The following is a 21,739-nucleotide window of genomic DNA, read 5'->3' on the forward strand; positions in this document are numbered from 1 at the left end:
GGATGATTCGTTCTTCGACCTGGGTGGGCATTCCCTGCTGGTGACGCGGCTGGTCAGCCGGATCCGTACCGTCCTCGGCGCCGAACTCCCCATCCGGCAGGTGTTCGAGAACACCACGGTCGCGGAGCTGTCCGCCCTGCTCGACACCGCCGCCACGGCACGCACCCCGGTCACCCGGTCGCAGCCCCGGCCCGACCGCATACCGCTCTCCCTCGCCCAGGAACGCCTCTGGTTCCTGCACCGCTTCGAGGGACCGGCAGCCACCTACAACCTGCCCATGACGCTGCGGCTCTCCGGCCGGCTCGACCAGGAGGCGCTGCGCGCCGCCCTTGCGGACGTCCTCGAACGCCACGAGCCGCTGCGTACCGTCTTCGCCGAGGACGCCGACGGCGCACACCAGGTGGTGCGTGACGGCGCCGTACCCGAGCTGACCGTCGTCCCCGTCGACGCCGGGCAGCTCGACGAGGAACTCGCGCTCGCCGCCCGCCACCCCTTCGACCTCACCGCCGAACTACCCGCCCGCGCCTGGCTGTTCGAGGTGGCGGAGGAGGAGCACGTTCTGCTCTTCCTGGTGCACCACATCGCGGCGGACGGCTGGTCCGTACGCGTCCTCGCCGGCGACCTGGCGGCCGCCTACACCGCCCGCTGCTCCGGAACGGCCCCCCAGTGGACCGAGCTGCCGCTGAACTACGCCGATCATGCGTTGTGGCAGCGGGAGGTGCTGGGGTCGGGGGACGATCCGGACTCGCTGCTCGGTGGCCAGCTGGCGTACTGGCGGGAGGCTTTGGCGGGGCTGCCGGAGGAGTTGGCGCTGCCGGTGGACCGGCCGCGTCCGGCGGTGGCGTCGTACCGGGGTGAACGGTTGGAGTTCGAGGTGCCGGCCGGGCTGCACGCGCGGGTGGCGGAGGTGGCGCGGCAGCACCGGGTGAGTGTGTTCATGGTGGTGCAGGCCGCGCTGGCTGCGCTGTTGTCGAGGCTTGGTGCGGGGACCGATGTGCCGATCGGTACGCCGGTGGCCGGGCGTACGGACGATGCGGTGGAGCGGCTGGTGGGCTGCTTCGTGAACACGCTGGTGCTGCGGACCGACGTGTCGGGCGATCCGACGTTCGCGGAGCTGCTGGACCGGGTCCGCGACACCGACCTCGCGGCCTACGACCACCAGGACGTCCCCTTCGAGCGGCTGGTCGAGGAACTCAACCCCGAACGCTCCCTCGCCCGGCACCCCCTCTTCCAGATCATGCTGGCCTCCGCGGACGGCGCGGCCCGGGACCTGACCGGGCTGCCCGGACTGACCGCGCGACCGGTCCCGGTCGGCACCAGCACCGCCCAGTTCGACCTGTACCTCACCATCCAGGAGCAGCGCGGAACCGAGGACGCGAGCCCCCAGGGCATCGGCTGCTCCCTGGAGTTCGGCACCGATCTGTACGACCGCGGCACCGCGCGCAGCCTGGCCGACCGCCTGGTGCGGCTCCTGGCGGCGGCGACGGAAGCCCCCGACACCGCGGTCGCGGACCTCGACCTCCTGGACCCCGCCGAACGCGACCAGGCTTTGTCCCGCTGGAACGACACCGCGGCCGCGCTGCCCGCGGCCTCGCCGGTCGAGCTGTTCGAACAGCAGGCCGGGCGCACCCCGGACGCGGTCGCGGTCGAGCACGAGGGCCGGGCCCTCACCTACCGCGAGTTGAACACGGCCGCCAACCGGCTGGCCCACCACCTCATCGACCGGGGCTGCGGCCCCGAGCGGTATGTGGCCCTCGCCCTGCCCCGCACCGAGCAGCTGATCGTGGCCATGCTTGCCGTGCTCAAAACGGGCGCGGCCTACCTCCCGGTCGATCTCGACTTCCCGTCCGACCGGATCGCGCTGATGCTCGCGGAGGCCTCGCCGGCCCTGACGCTGACCATGGCCGACGTGGCCGGCCCCCTCCCGCTGCCGGACTCCGGCCGGATCGTACGGCTCGACGCGGCGGCCACCCGGGCGGCCGTCGGCCAACGACCCGACCACAACCCGACGGACACCGACCGCACGGCACCCGCGCACCCCGCCCACCCGGCGTACGTCATCTACACCTCCGGCTCCACGGGGCGCCCCAAGGGAGTCGTCGTGCCGCGCGGTGGACTGGTCAACTTCCTGCGGGACATGGGCCACCGGGTCGCCCTGAGCCCCGGCGACCGGCTGCTCGCCGTGACCACCGTCGGGTTCGACATCGCGGCCCTGGAGATCTTCGGCCCGCTGCTGAACGGTTCCACCGTCGTGCTCGCCGACGGCGACACCGTGCGCGACCCGGCCGCCCTGCGCGCGCTCCTCACCGGCCGCGGCATCACCGTCATGCAGGCCACCCCCAGCCTGTGGCACGCGCTCACCGGCGACGGTGGCGACACCGACCTGCGGGGCGTGCGCGTACTGACCGGCGGCGAGCCGCTCCCGGCGGACCTGGCCCGCACACTGCGCCGGCACGCCCCCGCCGTGCTCAACCTGTACGGACCGACCGAGACCACCGTCTGGTCCACCGCGGCCGCCGTCGACGAGCGCGCCGAACGATCCCCGGACATCGGCACCCCGATCGCCAACACCCGCACTTATGTACTCGACCGCGCTCTGCGGCCGGTGCCCGCGGGCGTGGCGGGCGAGCTGTACATCGCCGGAGCGGGCGTCGTCCGCGGCTACCTCGCCCGGCAGGACCTCACGTCGGAACGGTTCGTCGCCGACCCCTACGGCGCCCTGCACGGCGACGCCGGGGCCCGTATGTACCGCACCGGCGACCTGGCACGCTGGACCACCGACGGGCGTCTCCGCTTCGTCGCCCGCGCCGACGACCAGGTCAAACTGCGCGGCTTCCGGATCGAGCTGGGCGAGGTCGAGACCGCCCTCGGCAGCCACCCGGACGTCCTCCGGGCCGCTGCCGCGGTCCGCGAGGACCGCCCCGGCGACAAGCGCCTGGTGGCCTATGTCGTCCCGGTGGACGGACGGGTTCCGCAGGCCTCCCGGCTGCGCGAGCACGCCGCCGCAACCCTGCCGGACTACATGGTGCCCTCGGCGTTCGTGACGCTGGAGGCGCTGCCGCTCACGCCGAACGGCAAGCTCGACCGCAAGGCGCTGCCCGCGCCCGTCCACGGCGGTACGGACGGCGGCGGACGGGCCCCGCGCTCCCCCCGCGAGGAAATCCTCTGCGCGCTCTTCGCCGAGGTGCTGGGTGTACCCGACGTGACGATCGACGACGACTTCTTCGCCCTCGGCGGGCACTCCCTGCTCGCCACCCGCCTTGTCAGCCGGGTCCGCGCCACCCTCGGCGCGGAACTGCCGCTGCGCGCCCTGTTCGAGGCATCCACCGTCGCCCGGCTGGCGCCCCGGCTGGACTCCGCGGACCGCGCGCGCCAAGCCGTGACGGCGGGCCCCCGGCCCGACCGGCTGCCCCTGTCGTACGCGCAGCAGCGGCTGTGGTTCCTCAACCGCTACGAGGGGCCCTCCGCGACCTACAACATGCCGCTCGCGCTGCGCCTCACCGGCAGGCTGGACGAGCAGGCCATGCGGGCCGCGCTGACCGACCTCGTCACCCGGCACGAGCCGCTGCGCACCGTCTTCGCGGAGGACGAGCACGGCCCGTACCAGATCGTGCGGAGCGCCGCCCCCCTCGAGCCGGAGACCGTGGCCACCCTCCCCGGGGAGCTGGACGCGCGCCTCGCCGAGGCCGCGCGGTACGGGTTCGACCTGTCCGCCGAACCCCCCGTCCGTGCCTGGCTGTTCCAGCTTCCCGAGCCGGAGGGCCCGGCGGAGCGGGAGCAGGTGCTGCTCCTCCTGGTGCACCACATCGCGGCGGACGGCTGGTCCCTCCCGGTGCTCTCCCGCGACCTGAACCTCGCCTACACCGCCCGTTGCGCCGGGCGGCTGCCCGACTGGCGGCCCCTGCCCGTCGGGTACGCGGACTACGCACTGTGGCAGCGACGGGTCCTCGGCGCCGAAGACGTCGCCGACACGCCCGTCGGCAGGCAGCTCGACCACTGGCGGACCGCCCTGGACGGCCTCCCCGAGGAGATCGCCCTCCCCGCGGACCGGCCCCGGCCCGCCACCCCCACCCACCGCGGCGACCGGATCGACTTCGCGATTCCCGCCGCTCTCCACGCCGAGCTGGCGCGGTTGGCCCGCGAGAACCACTGCAGCCTGTTCATGGCGCTGCAGGCCGCCGTGGCCACGCTGTTCTCCCGCCTCGGCGCGGGCACCGACATCCCGTTGGGCAGCCCTGTCGCGGGTCGCAGCGACGAGGCCGTCGAGGATCTGGTCGGCTGCTTCGTCAACACGCTCGTCCTGCGGACCGACCTGTCCGGCGACCCGACGTTCGCCGAACTGCTGGCGCGGGTGCGGGAGACCGGCCTCGCCGCGTACGCCCACCAGGACGTGCCCTTCGAGCGGCTGGTCGAGGAGCTCAACCCGGAGCGCTCCCCCTCGCGTCACCCCCTGTTCCAGGTCCTGCTCGTCCTCAACAACGCCGTACGGGACGGTGGTGTGCGCCCGCTGCCCGGCGTCACCGCCACCGCCCAGCAGGTGGACACCGGCGTGGCCCGCTTCGACCTGCTGCTGTCCTTCACCGAGCGGCGTGACCCGGACGGCGCCCCGGCCGGGATGGACGCGGCGCTGGAGTTCAGCACCGACCTGTTCGACCGCGCCACCGCCGACGCGATGACCGGCCGCCTCCTGCGCCTGATCGAGACCGTGACCGCCGGCCAGGACCAGCCGGTACACGCCATCGACGTGCTCGGGCCCGAGGAACGCGAGCGGGTGCTGGAAGGCTGGAACGACACCGCTCGCGAGGTGCCCGCCGTCACCCTGCCCGGCCTCTTCGAGCGGCAGGCGGCGCTCACCCCCGACGCACCCGCCGTCGTGGCAGCGGACGCCACGCTGACGTACCGGGAGCTCAACACCCGGGCCAACCGGCTGGCACGCCATCTGATCAGCCGTGGAGCGGGGCCGGAACGGTGCGTGGCCCTCGCGATGCGCCGGTCCGAACGGTGGATCGTCGCGCTGCTCGCGGTCCTCAAGGCTGGTGCGGCATGGCTGCCCATCGCCCCCGAGCAGCCCGCCGAGCGCACCGAGTTCATGCTGGCCGACAGTCGTCCGGTCCTGGTCCTCGGCGGAGACGAGCCGGAACTGGCCGATGACTTCGGCCGGTCCCCGCGACCGGCGGACGACGACGTCACCGACGCCGAACGCATCACACCACTGCTCCCGGGCCACCCGGCGTACATCATCTACACCTCGGGCTCCACGGGCCGCCCCAAGGCCGTCGTCATGCCGTCCGAAGCCCTGGTGAACCTGCTGACCTGGCACGACGACGCCCTGCAGGGTGGCTGCGGCACCGTCACCGCGCAGTTCACCGCGATCAGCTTCGACGTGTCCGCGCAGGAGATCCTCTCCACGCTGCTGTACGGCAAGACTCTCGCCCTCTGCCCCGAGGACGTACGCCGTGACCCCGACGCGCTGGCCGCCTGGCTCGACCGGCACCGGGTGGAGGAGCTGTACGCGCCGAACCTGGTGGTGGACGCCGTCTGCCGGGCCGCCGACGAGCAGGGGCTCGAACTGGCCGAACTGCGCCACATCGCCCAGGCGGGCGAGGCCCTCACGCCGCGCGGCGCCATCCAGCGCTTCCACGCCCGCAGGCCGGGCCACCGGCTGCACAACCACTACGGCCCGACCGAGACCCATGTCGTCACCGCCCACACCATGCCGGAGGACGCCGCCGGGTGGCCCGAATCCGCCCCCATCGGGCGCCCGGTCGCCAACACCCGCGCCTATGTCCTCGACGGCCGTCTGCGTCCGGTCCCGTCCGGCTCCGCGGGTGAGCTCTACATCGCCGGCACCGGCCTGGCCCGCGGCTACTGGGACCGCCCGGCGCTGACCGCGGAGCGGTTTGTGGCGTGCCCCTACGGCACGCCGGGGGAGCGGATGTACCGGACCGGTGACCTGGCACGGTGGAACAGGGACGGAGAGCTGGAGTACCTGGGCCGGGCCGACGACCAGGTGAAGATCCGCGGCTTCCGCATCGAGCTGGGCGAGGTGGAGGCCTGCCTGGGGCGCCACGCGGACGTGGCCCGCGCCGCCGTGATCGTGCGCGAGGACACCCCGGGGGACAAGCGGCTCGTCGCCTACGTCGTACCGGAGGACGGAGTGGTCCTGGACACCGCGGCCCTGCGCACGTACGCGGCGGGCACACTGCCCGACTACATGGTGCCGTCCGCGGTCGTGGCCCTTGCCGGACTGCCGCTGACGCTCAACGGCAAGCTCGACCGCCGGGCGCTGCCCGCGCCGCAGTACGGGCCCGACGGCGGCGGGCGCGCACCGCGCTCGCCGCGCGAGGAGATCCTTTGCGGTCTGTTCGCCGAGGTGCTGGGCGTGTCCGAGGTCTCCGTCGACGACGACTTCTTCGCCCTGGGTGGTCACTCCCTGCTCGTCACCCGGCTCGTGAACCGTGTCCGCGCGAACCTGTCGGCCGAGATCTCGGTACGGCAGGTCTTCGAGTCGCCCACGGTCGCGGCGCTGAGTGCCGCCCTCGACGGTGCGGACCGGGGCCGTACCGCGGTCGCCGCCGTCACACCCCGCCCGGCGCGGCTGCCACTGTCGTTCGCCCAGCAGCGGCTGTGGTTCCTGGAACGCCTCCAGGGCCCGAGCCCCACCTACACCATCCCCGCGGCGGTCAGGATCTCGGGCCGGATCGACACCGACGCGCTGCGGCAGGCGCTCGCGGACACGGTGGGCCGGCACGAGGCGCTGCGCACCGTGTACGCCGAGGACGCCGAGGGACCGCACCAGGTGGTGCTGGGCGTCGGCGCGGCACCGGAACTGCACGTGGTGGCCACCACGGAGGAGGAGCTGGACCAGCGCGTGGGCGAGGCCGTGCGGCGGCCCTTCGACATCCGCGCCGAACTCCCGGTGCGCGGTCATCTGCTGGCCCTGGCGGAGGACGATCACGTCCTGCTGCTGCTCATGCACCACATCGCCGGGGACGGCTGGTCGATGCCGGTCATCGGCCGTGACCTCGGCGCGGCCTACGCGGCGCGGTGCGCCGGACAGCGGCCCGACTGGCAGCCGCTGCCGGTGCAGTACGCGGACTACGCCCTGTGGCAGCGTGCGGTCCTCGGCGACGAGAGCGACCCCGACAGTGTGCAGGCGCGCCAGCTCGACCACTGGCGCGAGGCGCTGAGCGGCGTTCCGCAGGAGCTGGCGCTGCCCACCGACCGCCCCCGCCCGGCGGCCACCGCCCACCACGGAGATCTGGTCGGCTTCGAGATACCCGCCGAGCTGTACACGCGGCTGCGACGCGTGGCTGGGCAGAGCCGCTCCAGCCTCTTCATGGTGCTGCAGGCGGGCCTCGCCGCCCTGCTGACACGGCTCGGGGCGGGGACGGACATACCCGTGGGCGCCCCTGTCGCGGGCCGCGCGGACGACGCCGTGGGCGAGGTGGTCGGTGTCTTCGTCAACACCCTCGTCCTGCGCACCGACACCTCAGGTGACCCCACCTTCGCCGAGCTGATCGAGCGGGTGCGGGAGACGGACCTGGCCGCCTACGCCAACCAGGACATCCCGTTCGAACGTCTGGTGGAGGCCATCGCACCCGAGCGTTCCCTCGCCCGCCACCCGCTCTTCCAGGTCGCGCTCGCGCTCAACAACACCGCGGGGTCCGGTGTCACGGAGGCACTGGCGCTGCCGGGCACGAGCATCGCACCGTACGAGGTGAGCACGGCCACGGCCAAGGTCGACCTCGCCTTCGCCCTGCACGAGCGGCCGGAGGCGCACCGGGACGGGCTGCGTGGCGTTCTGGAGTTCAGCACCGACCTGTTCGACCGGCACACGGCCGCGGAGCTGGCCGAGCGCTATGTGCGCCTGCTGGACTCGGTGTCCGCCGCACCCGGCCGCCGTATCGGCGCGGCCGAGGTGCTGGACGCCGGCGAACTGCGCCGCGTCCTGGAGCGGTGGAGCTCGACCGGACACGCCCTGCCGCCGCGCACCCTGCACGCCATGCTCGAGGAGCAGGTGGCCCGTACGCCGGGACACATAGCCGTGGAGAGCGGCGGACAGCGGCTCTCGTACGCGGAGCTGAACGCGCGGGCGAACCGGCTGGCCCGCTTCCTGGTGGCCGAAGGGGCCGGTCCCGAGAGTCTGGTGGCGCTGGTCCTGCCCCGTGGTGAGGCATGGGTCGTGGCGATGCTGGCCGTCGTCAAGGCCGGGGCCGCGTGGGTGCCGGTCGACCCCGACTACCCGGCCGACCGCATCGCGTACATGATCGACGACGCCGCGCCCGTCCTGGTGCTCGCCGATTCCGGTACCCGGGACGTGGCGACCGAGGCCCTCGGCGCCGCCGGCACCGAGCGGCTCGTCGACCTCGACGCACCGGCGGTGCGCACGCGGGTCGACGCGCTGGCGCACAGCGATCTGGCGGACGGCGAACGCGCGGGCGCGTCGCGCCCGGCGAACACCGCTTACGTCATCTACACCTCGGGTTCCACCGGTCGTCCCAAGGGCGTGGCCGTCTCCCACCACGGGCTCGACTCGCTGCTCACCAGCCACATCGAGAACCTGGCGATGGACACGTCGAGCCGGGTGCTGCAAATGGTGTCGCTCAGCTTCGACGCCGCCGTGGCCGACGTCACCCAGGCGCTGGTCTCCGGAGCGACGCTGGTGCTCGGCCCCGCCGACGGCAGGCTTTCCGGTGACGAGCTCGCGGACCTGATGACCGAGCGGGCCGCCACCCACGTACTGCTGCCACCGCCGCTCCTGGCCACCGTGCCCGAGCACCGCGCCGCGACCATCCGGACCGTCATGACCGGCGGTGAGGCGTTCGGACCCGAACTCGCCCGGCGCTGGACGCGCGGTGGGCGCAGGGTCATCGACGCGTACGGCCCGACGGAGGCCACGGTCACCGCCACCATGAGCAGGCCGCTCGCCGAGGGCGAGGCCCCGCACATCGGGCGGCCCGTGGCCGGCACCCGGGTGTACGTCCTCGACCAGGGGCTGCGGCCCGTGCCCCCGGGCGTCGGCGGCGAGCTGTACATCGGCGGCGCGGGTCTCGCCCGCGGCTATGTGCGGCGCGCGGCGCTGACCGCGGAGCGGTTCGTGGCCTGCCCCTTCGGCGCACCGGGAGAGCGGATGTACCGCACCGGCGACCTGGTGCGCTGGCGCCGCGACGGCACTCTGGAGTTCGTGGGCCGGGCCGACGACCAGGTCAAGGTACGCGGTGTCCGCATCGAGCCGGGCGAGATCCGGACCGCCGTCGCGGGCCTGCCCGGGGTCGCGACGGCCGAGGTGCTGGTGCGCGAGGACCGCCCCGGCGACCGGCGGCTGGTCGCCTACGTGGTCCCGGCCGACGGCGCCTCGCCGACCCCCGCGGAGCTGCGCGGGGACCTCGCCCGGACGCTCCCCGACCATCTGGTCCCCTCGGCGTTCGTGCTGCTCGAAGCCGTGCCCCTGACCCCCAATGGCAAGCTCGACCGAAAGGCACTCCCGGCACCCGACCACACGGCGGCAGGTACGGGGCAGGGCCCGCGCTCCCCCCGTGAGGAGATCCTGTGCGGGCTGTTCGCCGAAGTGCTCGGCGTGGAGCGGGTGTCCATCGACGACTCCTTCTTCGACCTCGGCGGACACTCGCTGCTGGCCACGCGGCTCGTCAGCCGCATCCGGACCGTCCTGCGCACGGAGGTCGGCATCCGTACCCTCTTCGACTCCCCGACCGTCACCGGCCTCGTCGCCGCCCTCGACGGCGGCACCGGCACCCGGGTCCGTGTCACGGCCGGGCCCCGGCCGGATCGCACGCTCCTGTCGTACGGACAACGACGGCTGTGGTTCCTCAACCGATTCGAAGGACCCAGCGCCGGCTACAACATGCCGCTGTCCCTGCGCCTCTCCGGAGCGCTGGACCGCGCTGCCCTGGCCGCGGCGCTCCGTGACGTCGTGGCCCGGCACGAGCCGCTGCGCACCGCCTTCGGAGAGGACGACCAGGGGCCCTACCAGCGGGTGCTCACCGCCCAGGAGTCGGACACCGGCCTGCTCGTGGTGCCCGTCACCGAGGAGGAACTGGACGACCGGCTGGCGAAGGAGGCCCGGCACCCGTTCGACCTGAGCACCGAACTGCCGCTGCGGGCCCGCCTGTTCGCCCTGGCGGAGGACGATCACGTCCTCCTGCTGCTCATGCACCACATCGCCGCGGACGGCTGGTCGATACCGCTGCTGGCCCGTGACCTGACCCGCGCCTACACCGCGCGGCTGGAGGGCGAGGAGCCCGACTGGCCCGCCCTCCCGGTGACCTACACCGACTACACGCGCTGGCAGCGCGAGCTGCTCGGCTCGGAGGACGACCCGGACAGCGAGATCGGCGCCCAGCTCGCCCACTGGACCCGCACGCTGCGCGGGCTGCCGGAAGAGCTGACGCTGCCCACCGACCGCCCCCGGCCGGCGACCCCCTCGTACCAGGGAGACCGCTTCGAGATCGACGTCCCGGCCGCGCTCCACGCCCGGCTGCGGGAGGTGGCGCAGGCGCACGACGCCAGCGTCTTCATCGTGCTGCAGGCGGCCCTGGCCACCCTGCTGTACCGCATGGGCGGCGGCAGCGACATCCCGGTCGGCTCCCCGATCGCCGGACGCACCGACGACGCGCTCGACGACCTCGTGGGCTTCTTCGTCAACACCCTCGTGCTGCGCACGGACGTCTCCGGCAGCCCCACCTTCGCCGAGCTGCTCGGCCGGGTCCGGGAGACCGTACTGAGCGCCTATGCCCATCAGGACGTGCCGTTCGAACGGCTCGTGGACGCCCTCAGCCCCGAACGCACCCTGGCCCGGCACCCGCTCTTCCAGGTGGTGCTCTCGCTCAACAACACCGACCGGGTGGTGCCCGGACGCGCGGCCGGGCGCCACGGCCTGCGGGTCGCCGGCCACCCCGTCGGCACCGGCACGGCCGGCTTCGATCTCCTCTTCGGCTTCGGTGAGATCCCCGCCGCGGACGGCACTCCGGGCGGTATGTACTGCTCGGTGGAGTACAGCACCGATCTCTTCGACGAGGGCACCGTGCGGGCCATCGCCGACCGCTACCTGCGCCTGCTGGACGCCGTGGTGGCCGACCCGGGCCAGTCGGTGGACCGGATCGACGTGCTGGAACCGGCCGAACGCGACCTCGTCCTCGGCACCTGGAACGACACCGCACTGGACCTGCCGCGGCAGACCTGGCCCCGGCTGTTCGAGGCGCAGGCCGGACGCACACCGCACGGCACCGCCGTCGAGTACGAGGGCACGGCCGTGTCGTACGAGGAACTCAACGCACGGGCGAACCGGCTCGCGCACCACCTCATAGACCTGGGGGTGGGGCCCGAGCAGTTCGTGGCCGTGGCGCTGCCCCGCACCGACGAGCTCGTCGTGGCGCTGGTCGCCCTGCTCAAGGCCGGCGCCGGCTATCTGCCCATCGACCCCAACTACCCCGCCGACCGCATCGCGTTCATGCTCGGCCAGGCCCGTCCGGCACTGCTCGTGACCACCTCCGAAACGGCCGGCGCCCTGCCCGTCGGGGACGCGCCGCGGCTCCTGCTCGACGAACCGGAGACCCGTGCCGCCGTCGCCGCCCGGCCGGCCCACAACCCGGAGGACCGCGACCGCGTGGCGCCCCTGCGGCTCGACGGCGCGGCGTACGCGATCTACACCTCCGGCTCGACCGGCCGCCCGAAGGGTGTCGTCGTGCCCCACACGGGCCTGGCGTCGCTCGCGGCCGCCCACGCCGACAAGCTGGCCCTGGACGACGGCAGCCGGGTGCTGCAGCTGGTGTCGCCCAACTTCGACGCCGCCATCGGCGATTTCGTGATGACGCTGCTCACCGGGGCCACGATGGTCCTCGGACCGGTGTCCGGCCTCGTCGGAGGGGACGAACTGGCCGAGCTGATCACCCGCGAGCGGGTGACGCACACGGCGCTTCCGCCGACCTTGCTGGCCACCCTCGACCCCGAACGGGCACGCACGCTGCGGGGTGTGCTGATGGGCGGTGAGTCCTTCTCCGCCGAACTGGCCCAGCGCTGGTGGCAGGCAGGGGTACGGGTCATCAACGTCTACGGCGCGACCGAGTCGACGGTACTGACGACCATGAGCGACCCGCTGCGCGGCGACACCGTGCCGGACGCCGGCAGCCCCGTCCCCAACGACCGTCTCTACGTCCTGGACGGTGCGCTCAACCCGGTGCCGCCGGGCGTGACGGGCGAGGCGTACCTCGCGGGCGAGGGAGTGGCCCGGGGCTACCTGAACCGGCCCGACCTCAGCGCCGAGCGGTTCGTGGCCGATCCGTTCGGGCCTTCCGGCGCTCGCATGTACCGGACCGGCGACCTGGTGCGCTGGACCGCCGACGGTTCGGTGGTGTTCGTCGGCCGCGCCGACGAACAGGTCAAGATCCGCGGCTTCCGCGTCGAACTCAGCGAGATCGAGGCCGTACTGGCCCAGCACGCGTCGGTGGCCCAGGGCATGGTGACGGTACGCGAGGACCGGTCGGGCGACCGGCGACTGGTGGCCTACCTCGTGGGCGCCGCCGGAGCGGTCGACCCGGGCGAGATCCGCGCCCACCTCACCCGCAGCCTGCCCGACTACATGATCCCCGCCGCCCTGGTCGGGCTGGAGGAGTTCCCGCTCACCCCCAACGGCAAGATCGACCGCACGGCGCTGCCCGCACCCGAGTTCGGCACCGGTTCGCCGGGCGGTGATCCGCGGGACGAGCGCGAGCGGCTGCTGTGCGAGCTGTTCGCCGAGGTCCTCGGCCTCGAACAGGTCGGTGTGGAGCAGGAGTTCTTCGCGCTGGGCGGCGACAGCATCATGTCCATCCAGCTGGCCAGCCGGGCGCGCAGGCGGGGCCTGGTGATCTCGGCGAAGGACGTCTTCGAGCACAAGACCGCCGCCGCGCTCGCCCGCGTCGCCACCGAGACCGACGGCGCGAGCGTCGAGGAGGAGGGCGCCGGCATCGGTCCCGTCCCGCCGACACCGATCGTGCACTGGTTCGCCGAACTGGGCGGCCCCGTCGACGAGCTCCATCAGTGGCGGGTGCTCCAGGCGCCGGAGGGCTGTGACCGGGATCGGCTGGTGGCCACCGTGCAGGCCCTGCTCGACCACCACGACGCCCTGCGGCTTCGGCTCGCCACCGATCCCGGCGAGCCGCGCGAGGGGCGCGGCGCGGGCGACGGATGGCAGCTGGAGGTCACCGAACCCGGTACCGTCCCGGCCGAGCGCATCGTGCGGCGAGTCGACTGCGAGGGACTGGACGAGGACGCGTACCTCAAGCTGATGGCCGAGCACGCGCACGCCGCGCGGAACCGGCTGTCCCTGGAGGCGGGCAGTCTGGTGCAGGTCGTCTGGTTCGACCGGGGCCCGGGCGAGCCCGGCCGGATCTACCTGAGCGTGCACCACATCGCCGTCGACGGCGTGTCCTGGCGCATCCTGCTGCCGGACCTCGAAGAGGCCTGGCAGGCGGTGGCCGGGGGAACGCGGCCCGCGCTGCAGCCGGTCGGCACCTCCCTGCGCGGCTGGGCCCGGCGGCTCGCCGACTGGGCACAGGACCCGGCCCGGGAGACCGAACTCGCCCACTGGCAGGAGGTGCTGGCGCAGGACGAGCCGCTGCTCGGGCAGCGGCCGCTGGACCCGGACCGGGATGTGAACGAGCGCGCCGCGACCCTGGCCCGTACCCTGCCCCCCGACCTCACCGAAGCCGTACTGACCACCGTCCCGGACACCTTCCGCACCGGTGTCGACGATGTCCTCCTCACCGCGCTGGCCATGGCCGTCGCCGAGCTGCGGGGCGACGGGAATACGGGGCTCCTCGTGGACCTGGAGGGCCACGGCCGCGAGGAACAGGTGCTGCCCGGCACCGAACTGTCGCGGACCGTCGGGTGGTTCACCAACATGTACCCGGTGCGCCTGGACCCCGGCACCTACGACCGGGCCGAGGCGATGGCCGGTGGGTTCGCGGCGGGCCAGGTGCTCAAGCGGATCAAGGAGCAGCTGCGGGCCGTGCCGGACAACGGGCTCGGTTACGGCGCCCTGCGCTACCTCAACCCCCGTACGGCTCCCCGGCTCGCCGGACGGCCCGGACCCCAGATCGGCTTCAACTACCTGGGCCGGTTCAACGAGACGGAGACCTCCGGGGCGTCGACCGACTGGTCGGTGCTCGCCGACCTCAGCGGCGTCGGCGGGCAGGCGCCCGGAATGCGGCTGCCGCACGCCGTCGACCTTGCCGCCGTCACCCGGGACGGCGCGCGCGGGCCGGAGCTGACGGCCCATTGGCTGTACGCGAAGCACGTGCTCTCCCACGACGAGGTCCGTCGCCTTGCCGACGCGTGGTTCAGAGCCCTGGAGGCGCTGGTGGAGCACGCCCGGAAGCCGGACACCGGCGGCTACACCCCCTCGGACATGCCTCTGGTGGAGCTGAGCCAGAGCGAAATCGATCTGCTGGAAGACGACTGGAGGATGTCGGAATGAGTCAGTCGGGGCTGGAGGAGATCCTGCCGCTGTCACCGCTGCAGGAAGGGATCTTCTTCCACAGCGTGTACGACGAGAGCGCACCGGACCTGTACGCCGTGCAACTGGTCGTCGACCTCGAAGGCCCGCTGGACCGCGTGGCGCTCAGGGCAGCGGCGGACGGCCTGCTGCGCCGTCATGCGAATCTCCGTGCGAGCTTCCGCTACGAAGGGGTCAACCGCCCTCTGCAGATCGTCCACCGCGAGGTGCCGGTGCCCTGGCACGACGTGGACCTCACCTCGTCGAAGGAGGAGGACCGCGCCGCCGAAGCCGATCGCGTCGTCGCCGAGGACCGGGCCCGCCGCCTCGACCTGGCCAAGCCGCCCCTGATGCGCTTCACCCTCGTCCGGCTCGGGGACGTCCGCCATCGACTCGTCCTGACGTTCCATCACGTACTGCTCGACGGCTGGTCGCTGCCGGTCCTGTGGCGGGAGCTGTTCGCCCTCTACACCGGCAAGGGTGACGCCTCGAAGCTGCCGGCGGCCCGCCCGTACCGCGACTATCTCGCCTGGCTCCAGGGGCAGGACCGCGTCGCCGCCGAGAACGCCTGGAGGGAGACGCTGGCGGACCTGGAGGGACCGACGCTGGTCGCGCCCGGCGCGGGCACGGTGTCGATGGTGCCCGGACAGGTCAACGTCCAGCTGTCCCGGCACGTGACGGAGGCACTCACCGACTGGGCCCGCGACCAGGGCCTGACCATGGGCACCATCCTGCAGGGCGTCTGGGCGCTGGTGCTCTCCCGGCTCACCGGCCGCGACGACGTGGTGGCCGGGGTCACGGTCTCGGGACGGCCGTCCGAGATCGACGGCGTCGAGAGCATGATCGGCCTGTTCATCAACACGGTACCCATGCGCGCCCGGCTGCGGCCGGGCGAACCGATGGCCGCGTTCCTCAGGCGCCTCCAGGAGGCGCAGACCCGGCTGCTGTCACACCAGCACATCGGACTGGCCGACATCCGCAAGGCCATCGGGGCCGAGGGACGCGACGGACTCTTCGACACGCTCACCGTGTTCGAGAACTACCCCGGCGGAGGAGGCGGCGGGGGCGCGTCCGCCGCGGCCCTGAAAGTGACCCGGGTCGACAGCCAGGACGCCAACCACTACCCGCTGTCGCTGATCGGCGCGCCGGGCGAGCGCATCTGGTTACGCCTGGACCACCGCCCCGACCTGTACGACGAGTCCGCGGCGCGGCAGATCATGGACCGGGTGGTGCGGGCCCTGGAAGCGGTGGCGGCCGCCCCCGAGAGCCCGGTCGCCCGGATCACCGCCGCCTCCGAACCGGGCGGTGGCCACACGCTTCCCCCGGGCACGGAGGGCGCCGAGCGGGCCGTCCCCGACGCCTCGCTCGTCCGGCTCTTCCAGGACCAGGTCCGGCGTGTGCCCGACGCCCCGGCGGTGGTCCACGACGGGGGGACGGTCACCTACACCGAGCTGAACGAGCGCGCCAACCGGCTTGCGCACCACCTGATCGACGAGGGCGTACGTCCCGAGTCCCCGGTCGTGTTGCTGCTGGAGCGCTCGCCCGAGGTACCGGTCGCGGTGCTGGGCATCCTCAAGGCAGGCGGCCATTACGTTCCCCTGCACCACAGTTACCCGCTGGAGCGGATGCGCCAGGCCGTCGCCGATGTCGGTGCGCAGGTGGTCGTCACCGACCGGGCCACGGCCCCGCGCGCCGATGAACTCGGCCTGCGCACGGTCGTCGTCGACGCGCAGGGCCCGCAGCCGTGGCCGGCCACCGACCCGGGCGTACCCGTGACCGCGGACCAGGCGGCGTACGTCATGTTCACCTCCGGCTCCACCGGCAGGCCCAAGGGCGTGGTGGTGACCCAGCGGGGCGTCGCCGAGCTGGCCTTGGACGGCCGCTGGCACACCGGCGCCCACGAGCGGGTCCTGATGAACGCCACGCTCGCCTTCGACGCGTCCACGTACGAGCTGTGGATACCGCTGCTGGCCGGGCACCGGATCGTCGTCGTCCCGCCCGGTGAGGTGGACGTGGACGCCGTGGAACGGGTCGTCACCCGGTACAAGGTCACCGGCGCGCTGCTGACCACCGCGCTGTTCAACCTGCTCGCGGAGGAACGCCCCGGCGTCTTCGCCGGCATGCGGGAGGTCACCACGGGCGGCGACGCGGCCTCGGCGCCGGCGTTCCGCAGGGTGCTGGAGCACTGCCCCGGCGTCACGGTGACGAACCTGTACGGCCCGACCGAGATCACCATGAACGCCACCCACCACGCCGTCACCGACGCCGGCTCGCTCAGGTCCGTGGTTCCCATCGGCGGACCCATGGACAGCACCCGGCTGTACGTGCTGGACGCGAACCTGCTGTCCGTGCCCGACGGGGTGCCCGGGGAGCTCTACGTCGCGGGCGCGGGCCTGGCACGCGGTTACGCGGGCCGCTCGGCCCTGACCGCGGAGCGGTTCGTCGCCGACCCGTTCGGGCCGGCGGGCTCCCGCATGTACCGCACCGGCGATCTGGTGCGCCGCACCTCGGACGGTGTCCTGGAGTTCGCCGGCCGTGCCGACCACCAGGTCAAGATCCGCGGTTTCCGGATCGAGCCCGGCGAGGTGGAGGCCACCGTCGCCAGGCATCCCTTCGTCGGGCAGACGGTGGTCCTCCCGCGCCTCGACCGGGCCGACGAGAAGCGCCTGGTGGCCTATGTGGTGCCCGCGGCCGGCGGTGACGCGGACGCTCTGGACACGGAGGAGCTGCGCGCGCACACCGCGCAGACCCTGCCGGGTTACATGGTGCCCACGGCGTTCGTGTCGCTCGCGTCGCTGCCGGTCCTGCCCAACGGCAAGGTGAACCGCAAGGCCCTGCCCGAGCCCGACTGGGACACCGCCGTACTCGGCCGCGGGCCCCGCAGCCCCCGCGAGGAGATCCTGTGCGGCCTGTTCGCCGAGGTGCTCGGCGTCGCCCGGGTCGGCATCGACGACGACCTCTTCGAGTCGGGCGGCAACTCCCTCCTGGCGACCCGCCTGGTGAGCCGCATCCGGTCCACGCTCAAGACCGAACTGGCCATCCGTGAACTGTTCGAGGCACCGACAGTGGCCGCGCTCTCCGCGGTACTGGACCGTACCCACGGCGGTCGCCCCGGCATCTCCGCCATCTCCCCGCGCCCGCCGCGCGTTCCGCTGTCCTTCGCACAGCAGCGCCTGTGGTTCCTCCACAGCGTCGAGGGGGCGAGCCCCACCTACAACCTCCCCGTCCCGCTGCGGCTCAGCGGACGGCTCGACCACGCCGCCCTGCACGCCGCGCTCGCCGATGTAGTGGCACGCCACGAGCCCCTGCGCACCGTTTTCGCGGAGGACGCCACCGGCCCGTACCAGAAGGTGCTGCCCGCCGCACCCGTCGGCATGGAGGTCGTGCGGACCACCGACGACCGGCTGCGCGGCCTGCTCGACGAGGCCGTGGAGCACCGCTTCGACCTGAGCGGCGAACCGCCCCTGAAGGTATGGCTGTTCCAGCTGTCCGAGACCGAACACGTGCTGCTGCTGCTCATGCACCACATCGCCGCCGACGGCTGGTCCATGCCGCTGCTGCGGCGTGATCTGACCGTGGCGTACGCGGCACGCGGCGCCGGCCACGCCCCGCAGTGGCAGCCCCTGCTGGTGAACTACGCCGACTACGCCGTCTGGCAGCGGGAGATGCTGGGTTCCGAGGACGACCCTGACTCGGCCATGTCCCGCCAGCTCGCCCACTGGACAGAGCGACTCGCCGGTCTGCCGGAGGAGCTGGAGCTGCCCGCCGACCGCGAGCGTCCGATGGTGTCCAGCGGCGACGGCGGCATGCTGGTCTTCGACGTGCCCGAGCGGACGCACGCCGGACTGGCGCGGCTCGCCCGCGACACCCGCTCGACGATGTTCATGGCCGTCCAGGCAGGGCTCGCCGCCCTGCTGTCCCGGCTCGGCGCGGGGACGGACATCCCCATCGGCACGCCCGTCGCCGGACGCACCGACGACGCCATCGGGGAACTGGTCGGCTTCTTCGTCAACTCCCTGGTCCTGCGCACCGACGTGTCGGGCGACCCCACGTTCAAGGAACTCATCGCCCGGGTCCGCGACACCGATCTGGCCGCCTACGCCCACCAGGAGGTTCCCTTCGAGCGCCTGGTCGAGGTGCTCAACCCCGAGCGGTCGCTGGCCCGTCACCCGCTCTACCAGGTCCAGTTGGCCTTCAACAACAACGACCAGCAGGCCGCCGCGAGCGTGCAGGGCCGGCTGCCCGGGCTGACCGTCTCCAACGAGCCGGTCACCGTCAACACGGCAAAGTTCGACCTGCTGTTCTCCTTCGCGGAGCGGCGCGATGCCGACGGCACGCCCGCCGGAATGCAGGCCTCACTGGAGTACAGCCGTGATCTGTTCGACGACCGCACGGCCCAGTCTCTGGTGGACGGCCTGCTCAGGCTGCTCGCCGTGGTCGTGGAGAATCCCGCCGCGCGGGTGGGGCGCATTGACGTCCTGTCCGCCGAGGAGCGCGACCAGGTCCTCACTGTATGGAACGACACCGAGCGAGAGCTGCCGTGGCGAAGCCTGCCGGAGCTGTTCCAGGCGCGGGCCGCGCTCATTCCCGACACCTTCGCCGTGGTGCACGAGGAGATGACGGACGACGGCACGCCGGGACGGGTCGAGCGGCTGTCCTACGCCGAGCTGAACGCGCGCGCCAACCGGCTCGCCCGGCTGTTGATCGACCGCGGCGTCGGGCCGGAGACGTACGTGGCCATCGCCATGCCCCGCTCCCCGCTGCAGGTCACCGCCGTATGGGCGATCCTGAAGACCGGTGCCGCGTACGTGCCGGTCGACCCCGCCCACCCGGCCGAGCGCATCGCCTACATGCTCTCGGACGCCGACCCGGCCGTAGTGCTCACCACCGCCCCGGTCGCGGCCGGCCTGCCCGGTGAGCCTGCCGGCACCCTCCTGCTCGACGACCCGGCCGTCCGCGACGCACTCGCGGCATACCCCGGCACTGATGTCACCGATGCCGAACGGCCGTCGCCGCTGCTGCCCGACCACCCGCTGTACGTCATCTACACCTCGGGTTCGACCGGCCGCCCCAAGCCCGTCGTGATGCGGGCCGGTGGCCCGGCGAACCTGATCGTCTGGCAGGACGCGCTGCTCCCGCAGGGCAGGATCACCGCCCAGTTCGCCCCCATCGGCTTCGACGTGTCCGTTCAGGAGATCCTCTCCGCGCTGGTGTACGGCAAGACCCTGGTGCAGTGCCCCGAGGACGTACGGCGCGACTCCGATCGCCTGGTGGCCTGGCTGGACCGCCACCAGGTGCAGGAACTGTTCGTGCCCAACCTCGTCGTGGAGGGCATCGCCGACGCCGCCCGCGAACGCGGCATGGACCTCCCGGCGCTCTGCGACATCGTGCAGTCCGGCGAGGCTCTGGTCCCCAGCGAGTCCATCCGGGCCTTCCACGCGCGTGTGCCCGGCCGCCGCATGCACAACCAGTACGGCCCCACCGAGACCCATGTGATGACGGGCTGGGTGCTGCCCGAGGACGTTGCACAGTGGCACTCCGCGCCGTCGATGGGCGGTCCCATCGCCAACGCCCGGCTGTACGTGCTCGACGAGGCGCTCCGCCCGGTCGCACCGGGCCGCTCCGGCGAGCTGTACCTCGCCGGAGCGGGCCTGGGCCGCGGCTACCTCAACCGCCCGGGCATGACGGCCGAGCGTTTCGTGGCCGACCCGTTCGGCGCACCGGGCCGGCGGATGTACCGCACCGGGGACGTGGTCCGCTGGACGCCGGAGGGCCGGGTCCGCTACGTCGGCCGCGCCGACTTCCAGGTGAAGATCCGCGGCTTCCGCATCGAACCCGGCGAGGTGGAGGCGGTGCTGGCCCGCCATCAGGCCGTGGCCAAGGCCGCGGTACTCGCCCGCGAGGACGTTCCGGGCGAGAAGCGGCTGGTCGCCTATGTGGTGCCGGACGGGTCCGGGCGGGAGCCCGGGGGAGAGGCGGCCGACGAGGAGGCCCTCGCCGCGCACGTCCGGCGGAGTCTGCCGGACTACATGGTCCCTTCGGCCTTCGTGACCGTGGACTCCTTCCCGTTGACCCGCAATGGGAAGCTGGACCGCCGCGCGCTGCCCGCCCCGCTGCCCCGGCCCGCGTCCCTCGCCCATCCCCGCACACCCGAGGAGAAGATCCTCGCGGACCTCTTCGCCGAGTTGCTGGAGGTGCCGGCGGTCGGTGTCCACGACGACTTCTTCCGGCTCGGCGGCCACTCCTTCCTGGCGACGCGGCTCGTGCGCCGGATGCGCTCGGACCTCGGGGTGGAGATGTCCGTACGCACCGTCTTCGAGGCGCCGACCGTGGCCGGGCTGGCCCGGGAACTGGGCTCGGACACGTCACGGGACCCGCTCGCTCCGCTGCTGCCGCTGCGCCCCCGGGGCGGTCGCCCCGCGCTGTTCTGCGTCCACCCCGGCTCCGGCACGAGCTGGTCGTTCTCCGGCCTCCTGGCACACCTGGACACCGACCAGCCCGTCTACGGGCTCCAGGCCCGTGGACTGACCGAGCCGGACCGGATGCCCGCGTCGGTCAAGGAGATGGCCGCCGACTACATCGAGCGGATGCGCACGGTGCAGCCGGCCGGGCCGTACGCGGTCCTCGGCTGGTCGTTCGGCGGTCTGGTCGCCCACGCCATCGCCGTCCAACTGGAGGAACAGGGCGAAGAGGTGAGCGTGCTCGGCATCATGGACACGTTTCCGCCCGACCTGGAGGCGGAGGCGCCCGACTGGGCCGACCACGAGATCATCGCGCCCCTGCTGGCGTCGGGCTTCGCCTTCGACATGGAGGAGCTGGCCAGGGATCGCGAAGCCGTTCTCGCCCGCTACGCGGCCTATCTCGACGAGGAGAACAACCGGCTGGCCGCCCTGGGCGAGCAGGGGCTGGTGAAGAGCATGAACGCCTACGTCCACAACAACCGTCTGATGGGGACCTTCGAACCGGGCGTCTTCGGCGGGGATCTGCTGTTCTTCACCGCCACCCGCCCCACCCCCGGGGTCAGCCACCCCGAGGAGGTCAGGAACAAGCTGGTGCCCGAGGCATGGCGGCCGTACGTCAAGGGCGCCATCACCAACCACGAGGTGGACGCCACGCACGGCGGGATGCTCTCCCACTCCGAAGCCGTCGCCGTCATCGGCAGGGCACTCGCCCGGGCGCTGTGAAACAGCTGGAATGATGGTGGGTCATTTGGCTGCCGCTTAATGACGGTGCCCCCGTCGACGG

Annotated in this window: 2 protein-coding genes; both read left to right on the forward strand. The window is 72.9% G+C overall.

Going from position 1 to position 21,739, the window contains the following annotated elements; genetic code table 11:
- Positions 1-14,476 (forward strand): amino acid adenylation domain-containing protein (locus AC0699_RS23305; protein ID WP_478663358.1); only part of this gene is annotated, 14,476 nt, incomplete at its 5' end.
- On the forward strand, positions 14,473-21,678 hold the full coding sequence (locus tag AC0699_RS23310) for an amino acid adenylation domain-containing protein (RefSeq protein WP_478663361.1): 7,206 nt from the start codon (positions 14,473-14,475) through the stop codon (positions 21,676-21,678). The genes AC0699_RS23305 and AC0699_RS23310, both read left to right, overlap by 4 nt.
- Positions 21,679-21,739 lie beyond the last annotated feature (61 nt).

The organism is Streptomyces sp. NPDC043870, from assembly GCF_056435785.1.